Consider the following 22,506-nt stretch of genomic DNA (forward strand, 5'->3'; position numbering starts at 1 on the left):
TCGACGTTCGGAAGGTGACATGCCTGCATCAAGCTTGGAGTCGGACAGCTCCATGGACGAATTCCCCCGCACTGCCCGCACTCCGTACGCGTTCGACCTCCTGGCCCTCGCGCAGGGAACCACCGTCCCCCGTACGCCGACCACCCTCGTGGCCATGTTCGAGGACCAGGCCGCCCGCACCCCGCACGCCCCGGCCGCGGTCTGCGGAACGACCACCAGCTCGTACGCGGAGCTCAACGCCCGGGCGAACCGGCTCGCCCGGCTGCTGGCCGCCCGCGGCATCGGCCCCGAGGACCGGGTCGCGGTGCTGCTGCCCCGCAACCACGACCTGCTCACCGCACTGCTGGCCGTCCTCAAGTGCGGTGCGGCCTACGTCCCGCTCGACCCCGGACACATGGGCCGGCGGATCGGCCTGATCCTCGACGACACCCGGCCGGCCTGCCTGATCACCGACACCAGGACGTCCCCGCACCTCACCCGGGACCTGCCGGTCCTCCAGCTGGACACCCCCGAGCACCGCGCGGCATGCGCCGACCGGTCGCCCGACGACCTCACCGACACCGACCGGGTCGCGCCACTGTCCCCGCAGCATCCGGCCTACCTCGTCTACACCTCCGGCTCGACCGGAACGCCCAAGGGCGTGGTCGTCGAGCACCACGCCGCGGCCGCCTACCTCCAGTGGACCGTCCACCTCAACCAGGACCTCTCCGGGAGTGTGCCGTTCCACGGCTCGGTCTCCTTCGACGGCACCGCGACCGCCCTCTTCGGGCCCCTGGTCTCCGGCGGGCTGATCATCCTCGCCGACCTGGACGACGACCCGCAGACCCGTGCCAACCTGCTGGACCACCCGGCGTCCTTCCTCAAGGGCACACCCAGCCTCCTCCCCCGACTGATGGACCTCGGAAGCGAGTTCGCACCGAGCGGGGTGCTCATGCTCGGTGGCGAGCAGCTGACCGGCCAGGCCCTGGCCGGCTGGCGGTCCCGGTACCCCGGCACAGCCGTGGTCAACAGCTACGGCCCCAGCGAGGTGGTGGTCGCCTGCACGCAGTACCGGGTGGAGCCCGGCAGCCCGCTGCCGGCCGGCCCGCTCCCGATCGGGCGCCCGGCCTGGAACACCAGCATCCACCTGCTGGACGGCGACCTGCGACCCGTCGAGCCGGGCGCGGTGGGCGAACTCCACGTCGGCGGGCCCGGCCTGGCCCGCGGGTACTGGAACCGCCCCGGCCCCACGGCCGCCGCCTTCCTCCCGGACCCGGACGGAGCCCCCGGGGCACGGATGTACCGCACCGGTGACCTCGCCCGCTGGAACGCCGACGGCCAGCTGGAGTTCCTGGCCCGCGCGGACGGGCAGCTCAACCTGCGCGGGTACCGCATCGAACCGGGCGAGGTGGAGGCGGCCCTGCGCCGTGAGCCGGCGGTCGCCCAGGCCGTCGTGACGGTCCGCGAGGACCGCGAGGGCGACCGGCGTCTCGTCGGCTACGTGGTCGCGGAGCACGACGCGCACCTCGACACGGCGGCACTGTGCGAACTCGTCGGCACCCTGCTCCCCCCCTACATGGTCCCCAGCACCGTCGTCGTGCTCGACCGACTGCCCCTGAACAGCAGCGGCAAGATCGACCGCGGCGCGCTGCCGGCCCCCGAATACCGGACCACCGGCAGCGGGGGTGACGTCCGCACCCCGGTCCAGGAAGTCCTGTGCCATCTCTACGCCGATGTGCTCGGCGTCACCGAGGTCGGCCTCGACGACGACTTCTTCCACCTCGGCGGCCACTCCCTGCTCGCGTTCGGACTCATCGGCCTGGTGCGCTCCACCCTCCACGCGGAACTCGACCTGCGGACGCTCACCGACGCCCCCACGGTGCGCGTGCTGGCGCCGCGGCTACTGCGGGGCACCCGGCCCCGGCCGACGCTCGCCGCCGCGCCGCGCCCTGCCGTGCTCCCCCTGTCCCCCGCCCAGCAACGGCTCTGGTTCCTCGACCAGTTGGAGGGACCCAGCGCGGTGTACAACCTGCCGTTCCAGCTGTCCCTGCCGGGTCCCGCGGACCCCGCCGTGCTGCGGCGGGCGCTCCAGGACGTGACCTGCCGGCACGAGAGCCTGCGCACGGTGTTCCCGCCCGGACCCGACGGAGGCCGGCCCCGCCAGTGCGTGCTGCCCGGGTCCACCGTCCCCGCGCTCTCGGTGGTGACGGACGGCGGCCTGGCCGCCGCGCTGGACGAGGCATCGGCCCACGTGTTCGACCTGGCCGCCGAGCCGCCGCTGCACACCTGGATGTTCCCGTCCGACGAACCGGACACCACGACCGTCCTGCTGCTCGCGCACCACATCGCGGTCGACGGCTGGTCGAAGGCACCCCTGGCACGTGACCTCATGACCGCCTACCGGGCCCGCAGCCAGGGACTCGTCCCGCAGTTCGACGTCCTTCCGGTGCAGTACGCGGACTACACCCTGTGGCAGCGGGAGCTCCTGGGCGACCCCTCGGACCCGGCCGGCCTGCGCTCCGAGCAGGCCGACTACTGGCGCGCCGCCCTGGACGGGATACCCGGCGCCATCGACCTGCCCACCGACCACGCCCGGCCACCGGTGCCGGGCCACTCCGGCGGCCGCGCCACCCTGACGATCGACCCGCACCTGCACGCCCGGACGGCGGAGTTCGCCCGCACCCACCGGGCCACGACGTTCATGGTGCTGCACGCGCTCGTCGCCGCACTGCTGACCAGGCTCGGGGCCGGCACCGACATCCCCATCGGCACACCTGTCGCCGGCCGCACCGAGGAGGGCCTCGCCGACCTGGTCGGCTGCTTCGTCAACACCCTCGTGCTCCGCACCGACACCCAGGGCGACCCGAGTTTCACCGAGCTCCTGCACCGGGTGCGGGAGACCGACCTGGCCGCCTACTCGCACCAGGACCTCCCGTTCGAAGAGGTCGTCGAGGCCGTCAATCCGGACCGCTCACCGGCGCACCACCCGCTGTTCCAGATCATGCTGGCCTTCAACAACACCGACACCGCGGCCACCCCGGACCGGGACCGCGACACGGTGCCGTTGGACCTCCGCGGCGCGATGTTCGATCTCACCTTCTCCCTGAGTGAGCACTTCTCGGCGACCGGCGCACCGGAAGGCCTGTCCGGCGTCCTGCAGTACTCCACCGACCTCTTCGACCGGGACACGGCCGAGCTCATCGGCGCCCGACTGCCACGACTGCTGGGCTCGGCGCTGGACAGCCCCGACTCGCCGGTCAGCGACCTCGACATCTTCGTCCCCGGCGAGCTCGCGGTGCTGCACGACCTCCCCGGGAAGGCCGACTTCGACGGCGCCGGCGACGGGCCGCGGTCGGTGCTGGAGGGGTTCGCGGCGCAGGTCGCACGCGATCCGGACGCGGAGGCCGTGGTCTGCGGAGAGCAGCGGCTCAGCTACCGGGAACTGGCCGACCGGTCCGACGCACTGGCCGAGGCACTGCTCACTGCCGGGGTCGGCCCCGAGTCCCGGGTCGGCGTCTGCCTGGAGCGCAGCCAGTGGCTGCCCGTCGCACTGCTGGGCATCTGGAAGGCCGGTGGCGCGTACGTCCCGCTCGACCCCGAGTACCCGCACGCCCGTCTCACCCACATGGCCCGGGACGCGGCCCTCAGCTGCATCGTCACCCAGCACGAGCTGGCCGACCTGGCCGCCTCACTGCACACCGCACCGGTCCTGGTCGAAGACCTCCCCCGCACGGCGTCCCGCAGGACCGACCCGCACCTGCCGGCCGGGAACGCGCTCGCCTACGTGATCTACACCTCCGGCTCGACCGGCCGGCCCAAGGGCGTCGGCATCGACCACGGCAGCCTGATCCGGTTCTTCGCGGGCATGGAGCAGTCCTGCCCGTTGGGCCGGAACGACACCATCGCCGCGCTCACCAGCATCTGCTTCGACATCTCGACCGTCGAACTGCTGCTGCCGCTCGTCCTCGGCAGCCGCATCGTCGTGATGACGAAAGAACAATCCCTGGACGCCCGTGAGCTTGCCGACCGCGTGCGGGAGCACGGTGTCACCGTCCTGCAGGCCACGCCCACGTCCTGGCGCATGCTGATCGAGGCGGGCGGCGACTGGGGGAAGCTGACCCACGCGATGTCCGGCGGTGAGCCCCTCACCACCGAGCTGGCCGCGGGGCTCCTCGAACGCGGTCTGCGGGTCTGGAACCTGTACGGACCCACCGAGGCCACCGTCTGGTCCTCGCTCGCGGAGATCACGGCAGCGGCTGATGCCGCGACGGTGGGCCGCACGATCGGCGGGGCGCGCCACTACGTCCTCGACCCGCACGGCCGACCGGTACCGGTCGGTGTGACGGGCGAGCTCCACATCGGCGGCGGCATCGTCGCCCGCGGCTACCTGGGCCGCCCGGCCCAGAGCGCGGACCGCTTCGTCCCCGACCCGCTGGGGCCCCCGGGATCCCGGATGTACCGCACCGGTGACCGGGTCCGCTGGCTCGCCGACGGCAATCTGCAGTGCCTCGGCCGCCTCGACAGCCAGGTCAAGATCCGGGGCTTCAGGATCGAACCGGGTGAGATCGAATCGGTGCTCGGCAGCTGTCCCGGCGTCGACTTCGCCGCGGTGGTGGCGCGGCCGGACCCGGCCGGCGGGCAGCGCCTGATCGGATACGTCCTGCCCCGATCGCCCGGCTCGGTGACCCCGGCGGAGCTGCGCGCCTGGTGCGGGCGCCAACTGCCGGCCCACATGGTGCCCGCGCGCCTGTTGCTGATCGACTCCGTCCCGCGGACACCCGGCGGAAAGCTGGACCGCCAGGGGTTCCCCGACCCGGACAGCGCTCCCGAGGGCCCGGATGCCGGGCACGAACCTCCGACGAACGAGGTCGAACGGACCCTCGCCGACATCTGGGCCCGCCTGCTCGGGCTGCGGAACCCCGGCATCCGGGACGACTTCTTCGAGAGCGGCGGGCACTCGCTCCTCGCCACCCGGCTGATCTCCCGGATCCGGGTGGAGTTCCAGGTCGACTTCCCGCTGCGGGAGTTCTTCCGGGCTCCCACGATCGCCGGTCTGGCCACAGCGGTCGAGGACCTCATCACCGCTCAGATGTCCGACCTGACCGAGGAAGAACTCCGAGACATGCTCGCCGAAATGGATGCGTCGTGAACGAGAACGAGAACACGCCCGCCACGGCGGACGCCCTGCGCCGGGAACTCATCGCCAAGCGGCTGGCCGGCCGGAAGACCGCGGCCGCCGGTGGTGCGGTCGGTGGTCGGATGGAGCGGGTGGAGCGGGGCGGGGCACTGCCGGCCTCCTTCGCCCAGGAGCGGCTGTGGCTGCTGGACCGCCTCTCGGCGAGTGGCGACGAGTACCTCCTCAAGTACGTGTGGCGGGTGCGGGGTCGGCTGGACCGGTCGGCCTGGCAGCAGGCCCTGGACGACGTCGTCGCCCGGCACGAGGTACTGCGCACCGCCCTGATCGAGGTCGACGGACGCCCCGTCCAACGCATCGCCGACCACGCCACCGTCCCCACCCAGTGGCACGACCTCACCACCACCCCCGCCACCGCCGAGCAGCGCCTCGACCACGCCCGCGACCTGGCCACCGCCTTCTCCACCCGGCCCTTCGACCTCGCCACCGCCCCCCTCCTGCGCTGCGCCGCCTGGACCCTGGACACCGACGACCACCTCGTCACCGTCACCTTCCACCACGTCGCCTCCGACGGCTGGTCCGCCAAGATCTTCACCGACGAACTCACCACCTGCTACGAAGCACGCACCACCCACACCACCCCCACCCTGCCGGCCCTGCCCGTCCAGTACGCCGACTTCGCCTCCTGGCAACGCAACCACCTCACCGGCCAGGTCCTCGACGACCAACTCGCCCACTGGCGCACCGCCCTGGCCGACCTCACCACCCTCGACCTCCCCACCGACCACCCCCGGCCCACCACCCGCACCGGCCGCGGCGCCACCATCACCCACACCCTCCCCACCACCCTCATCACCCAACTCGAAACCCTCGCCCGCACCCACCGGGCCACCACCTTCATGGTCCTGCTCGCCGCCTTCCACACCGTCCTCGCCCGCTGGTCCGGACAGACCGACATCGCCATCGGCACCCCCATCGCCGGCCGCAACCGCGCCGAAACCGAAGGCCTCATCGGCTTCTTCGTCAACACCCTCGTCACCCGCACCGACCTCACCGACAACCCCACCTTCGCAACCCACCTCACCCGCGTCCGCGACAACGTCCTCAACGCCTTCGACCACCAAGACCTCCCCTTCGAACGCCTCGTCGAAGACCTCAAACCCCCACGCGACCCCAGCCGCAACCCCCTCTTCCAGGCCTGGTTCGTCACCCAGAACTTCGAGCAGGCCGAGGCGCACCACGGCTCCATCCAGCTGTCGCCGATGAGCCTGGACAGCGGCGATCCCTCCTCGCCCTTCGACATCTCGCTGATCACGCGACCCGTCGAAGGCGGGATGAGGTTCCACTTCACCTACGCCAGGGACCTGTTCGACGCCGACTCCGTCGAGCGGCTGGCGAGCCACCTGCGCCGACTTCTCGAAACAGTGGCGCTCACCCCTGACGTCCCGGTCGGAAGCGTGGACCTGCTGACGGACGAGGAGCGGCGGGCTCTCACCGTCCTCAGCGCGCCGGTCGAGGCGGCCGGTGAGCCGCCGTCGGTCTTGGAGGCGTTCGCGGCCCAGGTGGCACGCGATCCGGACGCGGTGGCCGTGGTCTGCGGAGAACAGCACCTCACCTACCGGGAACTGGCCGACCGCTCCGACGCACTCGCCGACGCACTGCACGCCACCGGAGTCGGCCCCGAGTCCCGGGTCGGCGTCTGCCTGGAACGCAGCCCATGGCTGCCCGTCGCACTCCTCGGCATCTGGAAAGCCGGCGGCGCCTACGTCCCACTCGACCCCGCCTACCCCCACGCCCGCCTCACCCACATGGCCCAGGACGCAGACCTGACCTGCATCGTCACCCAGCACCACCTCGCCGACCTGGCCACCTCACTGCACACCACACCCGTCCTGGTCGAAGACCTCCCCGCCACCGGCACCCGCACCCCCCACCCACCGGCCGGGAACACGCTCGCCTACCTCATCTACACCTCCGGCTCCACCGGCCGACCCAAGGGCGTCGCCGTCGACCACCCCGCCCTGACCCGCCACACCCACACCATCCGCGAGCACTACCGACTCACCCCCCACGACCGCGTCCTGCAGTTCGCCTCCTACTCCTTCGACCCCTTCCTGGAGCAGCTGCTCCCGGCACTGCTCAGCGGCGCCCGGGTGGTCATCCGGCCGAACGATCCGTGGCTGCCGACCCACCTCCCGTCCGTGATCGAGCAGTTCGGCGTCACCGTGGCCAACTTCCCGCCGGCGTACTGGGCGGAGATGGTGTCGGGCCTGTCGGCGGCCCAGGTGCCCGCGATGGCCACCCTGCGGCTGTTGGTCCTCGGCGGCGAGGTCCTGCCCCCCGCCGCGCTCGCCGTCTGGCAGCAGCACCTCCCCGGCGTCACCGTCGTCAACGCCTACGGACCCACCGAGACCACCGTGACCGCGACCGCCCACACGGTCCGGGGGGACACTCCGGGCAAGGTGCCGATCGGTACCGCTCTGGGCGGTCGGCGGACCTACGTCCTCGACCCCCACGGCAACCCCACCCCCCTCGGCATCCCCGGCGAACTGTGCATCGGCGGCCCCGAACTCGCCCGCGGCTACCACCACCAACCCGCCCTCACCGCCGACCGCTTCACCCCCGACCCCCACGGACCCGCCGGCAGCCGCATCTACCACACCGGCGACCGCGTCCGCCGACTCCCCGACGGCACCCTCCACTACCTCGGCCGCCTCGACAACCAGATCAAACTCCGCGGCCACCGCATCGAACTCGACGAAATCCAAACCACCCTCACCAACCACCCCCACATCACCACAGCCATCACCACCATCCGCGAAGACCGACCCGGACACCCCCACCTCACCGCCCACTACACCACCACCGACACCACCCCCCTCACCACCACCACCCTCCGCACCTGGTGCACCACCACCCTCCCCGACCACATGATCCCCACCCACTTCATCCACCTCACCACCCTCCCCACCACCCCCACCGGAAAAATCGACCACAAAGCCCTCCCCGCACCCACCACCGATCGCACCACCACCGACACCGACTACACCGCCCCGCGCAACCCCACCGAACAGACCATCGCCGACATCTGGGCTGAAGTCCTCGGCACCACCGTCGTCGGCATCGACGACAACTTCTTCGAGCTCGGCGGCCACTCCCTCCTCGCCACCATGGCCGTCTCGCGCATCGCCGAACAGCTCAACCGCTCGGTCGAACTGCGCACCATCTTCGAGAAGCCCTGCATCCGCGAATTCGCCGAGCAGGTCGCGGCCGCCGGTGGTGCGGTCGGTGGTCGGATGGAGCGGGTGGAGCGGGGCGGGGCACTTCCGGCCTCCTTCGCCCAGGAGCGGCTGTGGCTGCTGGACCGCCTCTCCACGACCCGGGACGAGTACACCCTCAGCCACGTGTGGCGGGTGCGGGGTCGGTTGGACCGGTCGGCCTGGCAGCAGGCCCTGGACGACGTCGTCGCCCGGCACGAGGTACTGCGCACCGCCCTGATCGAGGTCGACGGACGCCCCGTCCAACGCATCGCCGACCACGCCACCGTCCCCACCCAGTGGCACGACCTCACCACCACCCCCGCCACCGCCGAGCAGCGCCTCGACCACGCCCGCGACCTGGCCACCGCCTTCTCCACCCGGCCCTTCGACCTCGCCACCGCCCCGCTCCTGCGCTGCGCCGCCTGGACCCTGGACACCGACGACCACCTCGTCACCGTCACCTTCCACCACGTCGCCTCCGACGGCTGGTCCGCCAAGATCTTCACCGACGAACTCACCGCCCACTACGAAGCACGCACCACCCACACCACCCCCACCCTCCCGACGCTCCCCGTCCAGTACGCCGACTTCGCCTCCTGGCAACGCAACCACCTCACCGGCCAGGTCCTCGACGACCAACTCGCCCACTGGCGCACCGCCCTGGCCGACCTCACCACCCTCGACCTCCCCACCGACCACCCCCGGCCCACCACCCGCACCGGCCGCGGCGCCACCATCACCCACACCCTCCCCACCACCCTCATCACCCAACTCGAAACCCTCGCCCGCACCCACCGGGCCACCACCTTCATGGTCCTGCTCGCCGCCTTCCACACCGTCCTCGCCCGCTGGTCCGGACAGACCGACATCGCCATCGGCACCCCCATCGCCGGCCGCAACCGCGCCGAAACCGAAGGCCTCATCGGCTTCTTCGTCAACACCCTCGTCACCCGCACCGACCTCACCGACAACCCCACCTTCACCACCCACCTCACCCGCGTCCGCGACAACGTCCTCAACGCCTTCGACCACCAAGACCTCCCCTTCGAACGCCTCGTCGAAGACCTCAAACCCCCACGCGACCCCAGCCGCAACCCCCTCTTCCAGGTGCTGTTCGACGTCAACGACCGGCCCGCCACCCGGGTCACCGCTGCCGGGGCCGAGTTCACGCCCGTCGATCTCCCGCGGAACACGGCGAAGTTCGATCTCTCGCTCTCCTTCGGCACGGGCCGGGAGGGTCGCTTCTCCCTCCATGTCGAGTACGCCACCGACCTCTTCGACCGGGCGACCGTCCTCCGCCTGGCCTCCCATGTCGAAAGCGTCCTGACCGAGATCGCCCACTCGCCCCGCACCAGGGTCGGCGACCTGCGGATGCTTTCCGAGGAGGAGCGGAAGAGCGTCGAGGCCCTCAGCGCGCCGGTCGAGGTGGCCGGTGAGCCGCCGTCGGTCCTGGAGGCGTTCGCGGCCCAGGTGGCACGCGACCCGGACGCGGTGGCCGTGGTCTGCGGAGAACAACACCTCACCTACCGCGAACTGGCCGACCGCTCCGACGCACTCGCCGACACCCTGCACGCCACCGGAGTCCGACCCGAATCCCGGGTCGGCGTCTGCCTGGAACGCAGCCCATGGCTGCCCGTCGCACTCCTCGGCATCTGGAAAGCCGGCGGCGCCTACGTCCCGCTCGACCCCGCCTACCCCCACGCCCGCCTCACCCACATGGCCCAGGACGCGGCCCTCACCTGCATCGTCACCCAGCACGAGCTGGCCGACCTGGCCACCTCACTGCACCGCACACCCGTCCTGGTCGAAGACCTCCCCGCCACCGGCACCCACACCCCGCACCCGCCGGCCGGGAACACGCTCGCCTACATCATCTACACCTCCGGCTCCACCGGCCGACCCAAGGGCGTCGCCGTCGACCACCCCGCCCTCGCCCGCCACACCCACACCATCCGCGAGCACTACCGACTCACCCCCCACGACCGCGTCCTGCAGTTCGCCTCCTACTCCTTCGACGCCGCACTCGAACAGACCCTCCCCGGCCTCACCGCCGGAGCCCGGGTGGTGATCCGCCCCGACCAGATGTGGACCATCGAGGAACTCCGCGAGCAGATCCACACCCATGGCATCACCGTCATGGAGCTGGTCCCCACCTACTGGGCCGAGTTCGCCGCCGGCCTCACCCCCGCCTCCCGCAACCCCCTCGCGACACTGCGCCTGGTGATCACCGGCGGCGAGGTCCTACCGCCCGCTCCCACCGACGCCTGGTTCACCCACCTCCCGCACATCCCCGTCGTCAACACCTACGGCCCCACCGAAACCGCCATCGCCGCCACCGCCCACACCGTCCGGCGGCGCACCGCCGACCGCATCCCCATCGGCATCGCTCTGGGCAGCCGGCGGACCTACGTCCTCGACCCCCACGGCAACCCCACCCCCCTCGGCATCCCCGGCGAACTGTGCATCGGCGGCCCCGAACTCGCCCGCGGCTACCACCACCAACCCGCCCTCACCGCAGACCGCTTCACCCCCGACCCCCACGGACCCGCCGGCAGCCGCATCTACCACACCGGCGACCGCGTCCGCCGACTCCCCGACGGCACCCTCCACTACCTCGGCCGCCTCGACAACCAGATCAAACTCCGCGGCCACCGCATCGAACTCGACGAAATCCAAACCACCCTCACCAACCACCCCCACATCACCACAGCCATCACCACCATCCGCGAAGACCGACCCGGACACCCCCACCTCACCGCCCACTACACCACCACCGACACCACCCCCCTCACCACCACCACCCTCCGCACCTGGTGCACCACCACCCTCCCCGACCACATGATCCCCACCCACTTCATCCACCTCACCACCCTCCCCACCACCCCCACCGGCAAAATCGACCACAAAGCCCTCCCCGCACCCACCACCGACGAGGGCGCCAAGAGCACCTCCTTCGTCGAACCCGGCACGCCCACCGAAGACGTGATCGCCAGTATCTGGTCCGTCGCCCTGGGCATCGACCGGGTGGGCGTCGAGGACAACTTCTTCGAACTCGGCGGCCACTCGCTGCGGGCCACCGTCGTCGCCTCCCGGATGCGCCAGGCGTTCGACTGCCCCGTCCAGGTCCGGCACGTCTTCGAGAACCCGACCGTCGCCGCGTTGGCGGTCACCGTGGAACAGCTCCTGATCGACGAGATCGCCGCCATGAGCGGGGACGAGATCGACCTGTCCCTCCACCTCCACCTCCAGTGACCAGCCGAACGAGGATCTGACATGTCAATCACCACGGAAACCGCCGAGCCCCCTCTCCGCCAGGCCCTCACGCCCGCCGCGCGAGCCCTGCTGAACCAGCGCCTGCGCGGTGTGCGGGCCGCCGCCGGCCAGGTCGCTCCGGAGATCCCGCGCCTCGCCCCGGGCGCCACCGCGGTGCCGCTGTCCAGCGCGCAGCAGCGCCTCAACTTCCTGGACCAGTTGCAGCCCGGCAGCACCGAGTACCTGATGCCCGCCGTCTGGCGACTGTCCGGGGAGCTCGACCGCTCCGCACTGGAGCTCGCCCTCGGCGACCTGGTCCAGCGGCACCCGCAGCTGCGGACCCGCTTCCCGAGCCGCGGCGGCGTGGCCTTCCAGGAGGAGCTGCCGGTCGGCGGGTTCGCGCTGGAGTGGGTGGACCTGTCCGGTGTCGCGCCGGCGGCACGGGAGCGGGCCGCGACCGCGGCCACCGAAGCCGCCGCGAACCGACCCTTCGACCTGGCGGCAGAGGCCCCGTTCCGGGCGACACTGGTGCGGATCGGGGCGGTGGACCACATCCTGGTCCTGGCGATGCACCACATCGTCTCCGACGCCTGGTCCCTGGGCATCGTCTGCCGCGACCTGGAGGCCCTGTACGGCGCCCGCACCGAGGGCCGGCCCGCCGCGCTGCCGGAGCTGCCGATCACCTACCGCGACTACGCGGCGTGGGAGTCCGCCGCGGGCGGCAGGGCTCGGGCGGAGAGCCACCTGGACTACTGGCGGACCCGGCTGGCCGGCCTCGCTCCGCTGGAGCTGCCCACCGACCGGCCGCGCCCGGTCGAACGCTCCCACGAGGGGGCGGTCTTCAAGCTGACCCTCCCCTCCCGGCTGCGGCGATCGCTGCGGCAGCTCAACGAGCGCAGCAACTCGACGATGTTCATGACGCTGCTGGCCGCCTACCAGATCGCCCTCGGCTTCCACACCGGGCAGGAGGACATCGCCGTGGGCACGATCGTGGCCAACCGCGACCGTCCGCAGACCGAGTCGCTGGTCGGGTTCTTCGTCAACACCCTGGTCGTGCGGGGGGACCTGTCCGGGAACCCGACGCTCGCCGACCACCTGGGCCGGGTACGGGACGCGGCCCTGGGCGCGATGGACCACCAGGACGTCCCCTTCGAACGCCTGGTCGAGGTGCTCGGCCCGGACCGCGACCTCAGCCGCAACCCGCTGTTCCAGGTGCTCTTCGCCTACGAGTACGCCGACGGGGGTTGCTTCACGCTGGGCGGCGCACGCGGCGAGAGCGTGTCCGTCGGCGCGGACGTCGCGAAGTTCGACCTGTCACTGCACGCCACCGAGCAGCCGGACGGGCTGACGCTCTCGTTCGTCTACCGGCGCGACCTCTTCGACCCCGGGACGGTCGCGACCCTGGCCGACCACGTGCACCGGGTACTCGACGCGATCGTCACCCGCCCGGCGACGGCGATCGCCGACCTGGAGCTGCTGGCCGAGGAGGAGCGCGCCTCGCTGCTGGCCCAGGCGGGCAACCCCGACCCCGTGACGGCCCCGACGGTGCCGCTGCTGCTGGACGCCTTTCACCACCAGGTCCGCCACCGCCCCGACCAGGTCGCGGTGGTGTGCGCGGACAGGCACCTCACGTACGCGCAACTCGACGACCGAGCCGAGCGGTTGGCGCGAGTGCTGCGCCGCCGCGGGGTGCGCCCCGAGTCCCGGGTCGGCGTCTGCACGGGCCGCAACGAATGGCTCGCGGTCGCGGTGCTGGGGATCTGGAAGGCCGGCGGGGCCTACCTGCCCATGGACGGCTCCCACCCGGGCGAGCGCCTCGGGTTCATGGTCGACGACGCCGGCGCCACCCTGCTGCTCACCGACAGCGCCACCCGCGACAAGGTCGCGGGCCTGGGCGCCGAGGTGCTGGTGCTGGACGCGCCCGGCGCGCTCGACGGCTCCGCCTCCCCCGACCGGGACACCGCCCCGGGCACCGCGCTCCGGCCCGGCAACGCCGCGTACATCATCTACACCTCCGGCTCCACCGGCCGCCCGAAGGGCGTCGTGGTCACCCACCACAACGCCGCCCGCCTGTTCGCGTCCTGCGAGGAATCGTTCGACTTCGGCCCGGATGACGTCTGGTCGCTGCTGCACTCCTTCGCCTTCGACTTCTCGGTCTGGGAGCTGTGGGGGGCGCTGGCCAAGGGCGGGCGCGTGGTGATCGCCTCCAAGGACGTGGTCCGGGATCCGGAGGCCGTCTTCGACCTGCTGGCCACCGAGCGCGTCACCGTCCTGAGCCAGACCCCCGCCGCCTTCCAGGGCCTACGGGCGCAGGCCGCGCAGGCCGGGCGCTCGTTCGCGGAACTCGCCCTGCGGACCGTCGTCTTCGGCGGCGACGCGCTGAGCGCGCGGGACTTCGGCGACTGGTTCGCCGATCCCTCGCCGCACCGGCCACAGCTGGTGAACATGTACGGGATCACCGAGACCACCGTGCACGTCACCCATCGGGTCCTGACCCGCGAGGACGCCGAGGGCGACACCCTGTCGCCGATCGGGGTGCCGCTGGCGGACCTGCGCGGACACGTGCTCGACCAGCACCAGCGGCTGGTACCGATCGGTGTCCCGGGCGAGCTGTACGTCGCCGGGGCGGGTCTGGCCCGGGGCTACCTCGGACGCCCGTCGCTGACCGCCGAGCGTTTCGTGCCCGACCCCTACGGACCGGCCGGCGGCCGGCTGTACCGGACCGGCGACCGGGTCCGGCGGCTGCCCGACGGGCAGTTGGAGTTCCTGGGCCGGGTGGACGCGCAGGTCAAGATCCGCGGCTTCCGCATCGAACCGGGCGAGATCGAGGCCGCGCTGCGCGGCTTCCCCGGAGTGGTCGACGCCGCCCTCGTGGTCCGCGAGGAGCCGGGCGGCGTGCGACGGCTGGTCGGGCACATCGCCACCGGCGCCGCCACCCAGGTCGACAGCTGCCCGGTCGGCGCCACCCCGGTCGACACCCGCGAGCTGCGCGCCCACCTCGGCCGCAGCCTGCCCGACTACATGGTCCCGGCCCTGATCACCGAGCACCGGACGCTGCCGCTGACCGTGAACGGCAAGGTCGACCGCAAGGCCCTGGCCCTGCTCCAGGCACGCGAGGCCGACCTCAGCGCGCAGTACACCGCGCCGCGCACACCCACCGAGGAGGTGCTGACCGGAATCTGGGGCAAGGTCCTCGGGCTCGACCGGGTCGGCGTGGACGACAACTTCTTCCGGCTGGGCGGCGACTCCATCCTGGCCCTGCGGGTGATCGGGCTGGCCCGCGAGGCCGGGCTGGCACTGAGCATCCCGGACATCTTCCGGGCCCAGGTCCTGGCGGACCTGGCGGACGTGGCGGACCACTCGACGGCGTCCGTCGGGACGGCACCGGTGGCGGCCCTGTCCATGATCGACAGCGCCGAGGCGGCCTCCCTGCCCCCGGACGTCGAGGACGCCTATCCGCTGACGATGCTCCAGGCGGGCATGCTGCACGAGTTGATGAGCGATCCGGAGCGCGGCGCCTACCACAACGTGACCAGCTTCAAGCTGCGCGACAGCGCCGGCTTCGACCTCGCCGCGTTCCAGGAGGCCGTGGACGTCCTGGTCGAGCGCCACGACATCCTGCGCACCTCCTTCGACCTGCTGCGCGACACCGAGCCGCTGCAACTGGTGCACCGGCGGGCCGCCCTGCCGGTGGGCTTCGCCGACCTGCGCGGCCTGTCCGCGGCCGAGCAGCGCGAGGCCGCCGCCGCCCACGTGCGCGAACAGGCCGCGCTGCCCTTCGACCTGTCCGCCGCCCCGCTGGTACGGCTGTTCGTGCACCGGCTCGACGAGGAGCAGTTCCGGCTGACCATCACCGACTGCCACGTGGTGCTCGACGGCTGGAGCCTGACCTCGTTCATCGCGGACCTGATGGAGCTGCACCACCGCCGGGCGGCCGGCCCGGAGCCCACCGCCGCGGCCGGACCCGCGGTGCGTTTCGCGGACTACGTGGCGCTGGAGCGCGAGGCGCTGGCCTCCACCGCGTCCCGCGAGTTCTGGCACGAGGCGCTGGCCGGCCTGGAACCGGTCCACTTCGCCCCGGCCCCCGGGCCGGCCCCGGTCGGCGACCAGCCGCCGCACGAGGCCGAGCGCTCCTACCGGGAACTGGCCGGGCCCCTGGCCGAGGTCGCCGCCCTGGCCGGGGTCCCGGTGCGGACGGTCTTCCTCGCGGCCTTCTACCGGCTGATGGACCTCTTCGCCGGCGACGACCCCCACAGCATCGGCATGGTCACCAACGGCCGCCCCGAGCACGCCGACGCGGACCTGATGCGCGGCCTGTTCCTCAACACGGTGCCGATCGGGTTCCGCTCCACCGCCCGCAGCTGGGTCGAGTACCTGCGCGAGACCTTCGCCGCCGAGCGCGCCCTGATGCCCCACCGGAGGTTCCCGCTCGCCGAGATGCAGCGCTCCCTGGGCGGAGTGGCGGTCGAGGCCGTCTTCAACTTCGTCAACTTCCACCGGCTCGAGAAGGACGTGTGGGAGGACACGCTGGAGGTCGCCCGCACCAACTTCCCGCTCAGCCTGAACGCCAACCCGGGCGGCATGACCCTGGACGCCGACCCCCGCTACCTGGACGCCACCGCCTGCGAACAGCTCGCGGACACCTACCGGAGCCTGCTGCGGGCGATGGCCGCCGAGCCCCACGGCCCGGTCACCCGGCCCGCCCTCACCGGCGCCGCACGCGACCTGGTGCTGCACCGCTGGAACGCCGCCGCCGCGCAGGACCGGCACCAGGAGGACGACGACCGGCGGCTGTTCCACGAACTGGTCCAGCAGCACGCTGAGCAGCGCCCGCAGGCCCCCGCCCTGGTCCACGGCCGGGACGTCACCGGCTACGGCGAGCTCGACCGCGCCGGCGACCGGATCGCCCGGCGGCTGCGCGCGCTGGGAGTCGACACCGAGACCGTGGTCGGCATCTGCCTGGAACGGGGCCCGGACCTCGCGCGGGCGATCCTGGGTGTGCTCAAGTCCGGTGCCGCCTACCTGTGCCTGGACCCCGAGTACCCCGGGGAGCGGCTCGCCTTCATGGTCGGGGACTCGGCCATGACGGTGCTGCTGACCCAGCCCGAGCTGGCCCACGCCGCCCCTCCGGTCCGGCACACGCTCATGATCGGCGCACTCACCGCGGACCCGGACCCGGAGTCCGGGCACCTCCCGGCCGGCTGCCCCGAGTCCGGGGTGGGGCCGGACAGCACCGCCTACGTGATCTACACCTCCGGCTCCACCGGCACGCCCAAGGGGGTGGCGGTCACCCATCGCGGGATGCTGAACCTGGTCCGGGCGCAGCAGGACGTCCTGTCCCCGTCCCCGGACGACCGCGTGTTGCAGTTCGCGTCCAGCAGCTTCGACGCCTCGGTGTTCGAGATGACCTGGGCGCTGGCCAACGGCGCGCAACTGTGCACCGCCGCACGCCAGGACCTGGCGCCCGGCGCCGACCTCACCCGCACCCTGCGCACCCGGCGGATCACCGCGGCGGTACTGCCCCCGACCGCCCTGAGCGTCATGGACCCGCGGGGACTGCCGGACCTGCGCACCCTGATGGTCGCCGGCGAGGCCTGCCCCGCCGAGATCGTCGACGCCTGGGCGCCCGGGCGGCGCTTCCTCAACGGCTACGGCCTGACCGAGACCTCCGTGTGGGTGACCGCGGCCCGGTGTCTGCCGGGCGGCGGCCGGCCCTCCATCGGCACCCCCGTCCGCAACACCGAGGCCTACGTCCTCGACGAGGACCTGGAACCCGTACCGGTCGGCGCCCCCGGCGAGCTCTGCATCGGCGGCCCCAGTCTGGCCCGCGGCTACCTGGGCCGCCCCGGGACCACCGCGCAGCGCTTCGTCCCCGACCCCTTCAGCGGCCGCAGCGGCGCCCGGCTGTTCCGCACCGGCGACATCGTCCGCCACTCGGCCGACGGCTCGCTCGACTACGTCGGACGCCGGGACAGCCAGGTCAAGCTCCGGGGGTTCCGGATCGAGCTCGGCGAGGTCGAGGACGCGCTGCTGACCCACCCCGGCGTCCGGTCGGCCGTGGCGATGGTGCGCGCCGACGGGGGCGGCGACCCCCGGCTGGTCGCCTACGTGGTGCCGCAGGAGGCGGGCAGCGCCCCGCAGGCCGAGGAACTGCGCCAGGCGCTCCGCCGTCGGCTGCCGGCCCACATGGTGCCGACCGCCTACGTGGTCATCGACGCGGTGCCGCTCACCGCCAACCGCAAGGTCAACCGCCGGGCGCTGCCGCCGGTGCAGAGCGTCCGCACCGGATCGGCGGCCGACCACGTCGCCCCGCGCACCCCCGCCGAACAGGCGATGGCACAGGTGTGGGCCGAGGTCCTGGGCGTGGAGCGGGTCGGCATCCAGGACGACTTCTTCGCGCTGGGCGGCAGTTCCCTCTCGACGGTCCGGGTGGTGGCCAAGGCGCGCGCCCGGGGTCTGGCCCTGACCGTCCGTGACCTGGTCGAATCGCCGACCATCGCCGGCATCAGCGGACTTCGGCCCACCGCGGACCCGGTGGCGGGCCCCCGCTCCCGGGTGGTGCTTCGGCCGGGGGCGGGGCAGCCGCTGAACTGCGTCCACCCCACCGGAGGCAGCGTCACCTGGTACCTCCCGCTCGCCCGGGCCCTGGGCGGCGCCCGTCCGGTGCACGGCTACCAGGCGCTGGGTCTGGCCGGCGGCACCGACCCGCTCACGATCCCTGAGATCGCCGGCAACTACGTCCGCGAACTGACGGCCGACCGGGACGGTGGACCGCACGCGGTCCTCGGCTGGTCGATGGGCGCCAACATCGCCCTGGAGATGGCCACCCAACTCCTCGACGCCGGTGCCGAGGTGGCGCCGCTGGTGCTGGTCGAGCCCTACCTGCCCACCCCGGACACCCACCGCCGGCTCGCCGGCTTCGCCGAGCAGCAGCGCCACGCGCTGGTCCTTCGCGACGAACTGCGCGCCACACCCGCCGGATCCGAGGCCCGCACCGCGGCGGACGCCCGGCTGCGGACCGTCCTGCGCGACGCGGGCATGGTCGACGAGGAGGTCGACCTGGCCCAGGACGCTCCGATCGAGGTGTGGCACTCGCTGCTGCAGGCCCTGGCCGGCTACCGGGCGCGCCCCTACCCCGGACGGATCCACCTGGTCATCGGCCGGGACACCGCCGACCGGCCCCAGGACACCCCGATGCCCGACATCGGTGTCCCCTACCGCGAGTACCTGTCGGCCTGGCAGGGCCTGGCGGCGGGCGGACTCCAGGTGCACCACCTCCCCGGAGGGCACCGCACCATGCTCACCGATCCCGGCGTCGGCAACATCGCCGCGCTGCTCGGCACTCTCACCTCCGGAGGACGTCCGTGCTGACCGCCACCCGCTTCACCGAGCGCCACCTGCTGGACCCCCAGGTCAACGCCGACCCGTACCCCTACCTCAACGCGCTGCGCGAGCACCGGCCCGTCCACTGGAGCAGCATCCACCGTGCCTGGCTGGTCACCGGCTACGCGCAGATGGCCGAGGCCTTGGGCCACCCGTCGCTGTCCGCCGACCGGGTCCGACCGCTGATGGAGGCCATCCCGGACAGCGTCCTGGACGACGAGGCCCGGCGCGCGGTCGGTCTGCTGTCGCACTGGATGGTCTTCAACGACCCGCCGCAGCACCGCAGGCTGCGCGGGGTGTTCCAGGACCAGTTCTCCGCCCGCGCCGTCAACCGCTACGCGGGGCTGATCGAGAAGGTCACCACCTCGCTGCTGACCCGCCGCGCCGCGCCCGGCAGCAGCGGGGACGCCGTCGCCGATGTGGCCAAGACCCTGCCCAGCCTGGTCTTCGCCCGCTGGCTCGGTGTTCCGCACGCGCACGCTCCTTCGTTCTGGTACTGGAACGCCCGCGTGGGCGACCTGGTGCTGGGCGCCGCCCAGGAGGAACGGGAGTACCGCACCTCGCTGCAGTCACTGGTCAAGCTCCACGACTACCTGGCCGACCTGGTGCGCCTGCGCCGTGAGCAGCCCCAGGACGACCTGATCAGCGCGGTGCTGGCCGGGGGCGCCATCGGCGACACGGTCAGCGAGGAGGAGTTCATCGGCATGCTGACCCATCTGGCCTTCGCCGGCGGGGAGACCACCAGCAACCTCATCGCCAACGGACTGCGCGCCCTGCTGATGCACCCGCAACAGCTGGCAGCGGCACGGGAGAACCCCAAGCTCCTGTCCGGAGCCGTCGAGGAGGCCCTGCGCTTCGACGGCCCCTCCAAGATGTCGGTGCGCATCGCCGCCGAGGACCTGCGGCTCGACGGCCAGGACATCCGCGCCGGTGACCGGATCTTCCTGGTGACCGCCGCCGCCAACCGCGACCCGCGGCAGTTCGACGACCCGGACACCTTCGACGTCCACCGCGGCCGCACCTCGCACCTCGGCTTCGGGTACGGCATCCACTTCTGCATCGGCGCGCCGCTGGCCCGACTCGTGGCAGGAAGTGCGCTCGGGGTCCTGGTACGGGAGCACCCGAACCTGCGGCTCCTCCCGTCCCGCCACGAGTGGCAGCTCTCGCTGCTCAACCGCAGTCTCAAGGACCTCCCCGTCAGCTACTGACGTCCTCCGCGCTCCTCCTCCGCACTCCGCCCCAGACGAAGACGAAGACGAAGGTGACGAACCAGCGCATGACTGAGACCATCACCCCGCCCGTGCCCCCGGCCGAACGACCCTCCCTGCGCGCGCCCCTGCGCACGCCCTCCTTCCGCAACCTGTGGGCCGCCCAGTCCTTCTCGCTCCTGGGAGACGGGTTCAGCACCGTCGCCTTCGCCTGGATCACCCTCACGCTCACCCACTCCAGCCTGGCTCTCGGCGTGGTCCTCGCCTGCCAGGCCGTGCCGCGCGCCCTGCTCACCCTGCTCGGCGGGGCGCTCAGCGACAGGGTGTCGGCCCGTCACCTGATGATGTTCTCCAGCCTCCTGCGCTGCGCGCTGATGGCGGGAGTGGCGGCAGCCGGATTCACGCACCTGCTCAACCTGTGGATGCTGTTCGCGGCAGCGGCGCTCTTCGGCGCGGTCGACGCGTTCTTCCAGCCCGCACGCAGCTCCGTCCTGCCCTCGGTCGTCGAGCCCGAGCAGTTGGAGCCGGCGAACGCCCTTCTCAGCGTGGGCAGCCGGGTCGCCTCGGTGCTCGGCCCGGCCGTCGGCGGCATCGTGGTGGCCGCCACCGACCCCAGTGCCGCCTTCGCCGTCGACAGTTGCTGCTTCGCCCTGGTCGCCCTGTTCGCCGGCCGGGCCACCCGCCGCATCACCGCCCCGGCAGCCGGGACCGGCGCCGACACGGCCAAGGAGTCCCTCGGCAGCCGGATCCGGGCCGGCCTGGTCTACGTCTTCTCGGACCCGCGGATCCGCGCCATGGTCGCCATCGACACCGCCGTGACCTTCTGCTATGCGGGCCCGTTCACCGTGGGCTTCGCCAGTCTGGCCAAGTTCCGGTTCCACGGCGGAGCGACCTCCCTCGGCCTGCTCGACGGCGCACTGGCCGCAGGAGCCATCGTCGGCGCCCTCCTGGGCGGCGCAACCCGTCGCCACCTGCGCGTGGGCCTGCTCATCTCCGCTCTCACCGGCTGGTTGGGCACCGGGATGCTCGCCCTGGGGATGCTCGGCAATCTGGCCGAAGCCGTCGGTGTGGTGCTGCTCATGGGTCTGGGCATCGGCTTCCAGGGTGTGTTCGGAGTGAGCTGGATCCAGCGCAACATCCGCGGTGAGATCCTCGGTCGCGTCATATCCGTCGACATGGTCGCGGGCTACATCGCCGCCCCCGTCTCCCTGGTGCTGTGCGGCGCACTGGCCAAGTCCCACCCGGAGGCCATGTTCACCGCCACAGCCGCCATCCTGATCGTCACCGGAGCCGCCACCCTCTGCTCCAAGCCCGTCGTCACGATGGCCTGAGCCCCTGGCACGACGGGGGGGAACCTGCCCAGGATTCCTGGACAGGTTCCCCCCTTCCGCACGCGATCGGAGCTCAGTGGCAGGACCGCAGCCGCCCCGTGCCCTGGGTGGCGAACCCGGACTCCCCGCGGTGGTCGGCGAGGGACCGGAGGAACAGTCCCTGGCCCGGTAGCTCCATTCGGCACTTCGCGAGGACCAACTCCTGTTGACAGAAGCCGACTTCTCCAGCTTCGAGGACCGGCGTGAGGGTGGACCTGCCGCTGATCCAGAACCTCGGGGGCGGCTCCCACCTGCCCCCGAGGGGACCTCATCCGTCAGGAGATCGACGGCTACCTGATCAACTCAAGCTGAGCGGCGTTGCCCCTCGCCCCCCAGAGTCAGCCGGCAGGCGCGCAGCTCACGCCCCCGGCGTTGCCTGCGCTACGGGCATGAGCACCAAGGCCGCGCCGTTCGACGAGCTCGACCGCAAGATCGTGGCAGCGATGACCGTGACCGGCGGGGCCGACGCACTGCTGCATGTCCGGGCCACAGACGTTGTCAGTGCCAGAATCCTCGTCCATGCCGTTCAGCGCCCGTGCGGGCGTTGCCGTGGGTCCCTGCCGGTCGGCAGTGACGATGGGGCCCCGCTCGGTGATTGCCGCACTTTCAAGGGACGGCAGCAGGTCACCCATTCAGTAGGGCCTGACTCCCCGACCGCGAAGCAGAACGCTTGACCGTCCGGCCACAACTCCGGCCTGGCTACGACGAATTGTCCAGCGCCACCTGCCGTCAGGCGACGTTCCAGACCGGTCGGAGTACGACCACCATGCGACCACCACCCCGCGGCACGCACAAAAAAGGCGCTTCCATCATTCCGATGGAAGCGCCTCCGACCTGCGAAAACTCGCGGTCGGGACGACAGGATTTGAACCTGCGACCCCTTGACCCCCAGCTGGCCGGTAGTTCGCTCCAGTCGTTCA

General features: G+C 72.2%; 5 protein-coding genes and 1 pseudogene. All 6 read left to right on the top strand.

All coding sequences use genetic code 11. The features are described 5' to 3' along the window. Positions 1 to 52 precede the first annotated feature (52 nt). The gene (locus tag EDD39_RS31365) at positions 53 to 5,128 is read left to right on the top strand and encodes a non-ribosomal peptide synthetase (RefSeq protein WP_162870266.1); all 5,076 of its coding nucleotides are present in this window, start codon (positions 53 to 55) and stop codon (positions 5,126 to 5,128) included. After that, entirely contained in the window at positions 5,125 to 11,625 is a 6,501-nt protein-coding gene (locus EDD39_RS31370; protein ID WP_123562536.1) for a non-ribosomal peptide synthetase, read from the top strand. Before EDD39_RS31365 ends, EDD39_RS31370 begins: the two co-directional genes overlap by 4 nt. A gap of 21 nt (positions 11,626 to 11,646) precedes the next feature. Next, positions 11,647 to 18,996 (top strand): non-ribosomal peptide synthetase, encoded by a 7,350-nt coding sequence (locus EDD39_RS42330; RefSeq protein ID WP_123562538.1) that lies wholly within the window; start codon positions 11,647 to 11,649, stop codon positions 18,994 to 18,996. Then, entirely contained in the window at positions 18,990 to 20,216 is a 1,227-nt protein-coding gene (locus EDD39_RS31380; protein ID WP_123562540.1) for a cytochrome P450, read from the top strand. The genes EDD39_RS42330 and EDD39_RS31380 overlap by 7 nt, the downstream gene beginning before the upstream one ends. A 68-nt stretch (positions 20,217 to 20,284) precedes the next feature. After that, entirely contained in the window at positions 20,285 to 21,547 is a 1,263-nt protein-coding gene (locus tag EDD39_RS31385) for an MFS transporter (protein ID WP_123562542.1), read from the top strand. Positions 21,548 to 22,017: 470 nt separating this feature from the next. Continuing rightward, positions 22,018 to 22,083: pseudogene (locus tag EDD39_RS31390) on the top strand (Lrp/AsnC family transcriptional regulator); the annotation flags it as partial. Positions 22,084 to 22,506: the final 423 nt, after the last annotated feature.

This window comes from Kitasatospora cineracea, from assembly GCF_003751605.1.
GTDB lineage: Bacteria > Actinomycetota > Actinomycetes > Streptomycetales > Streptomycetaceae > Kitasatospora > Kitasatospora cineracea.

Bases quoted from the DNA above. Each gene is read 5' to 3' on its own strand.
- EDD39_RS31365 (WP_162870266.1), top strand. From the start codon at position 53: ATGGACGAATTCCCCCGCACTGCCCGCACTCCGTACGCGTTCGACCTC.
- EDD39_RS42330 (WP_123562538.1), top strand. From the start codon at position 11,647: ATGTCAATCACCACGGAAACCGCCGAGCCCCCTCTCCGCCAGGCCCTC.
- EDD39_RS31385 (WP_123562542.1), top strand. From the start codon at position 20,285: ATGACTGAGACCATCACCCCGCCCGTGCCCCCGGCCGAACGACCCTCC.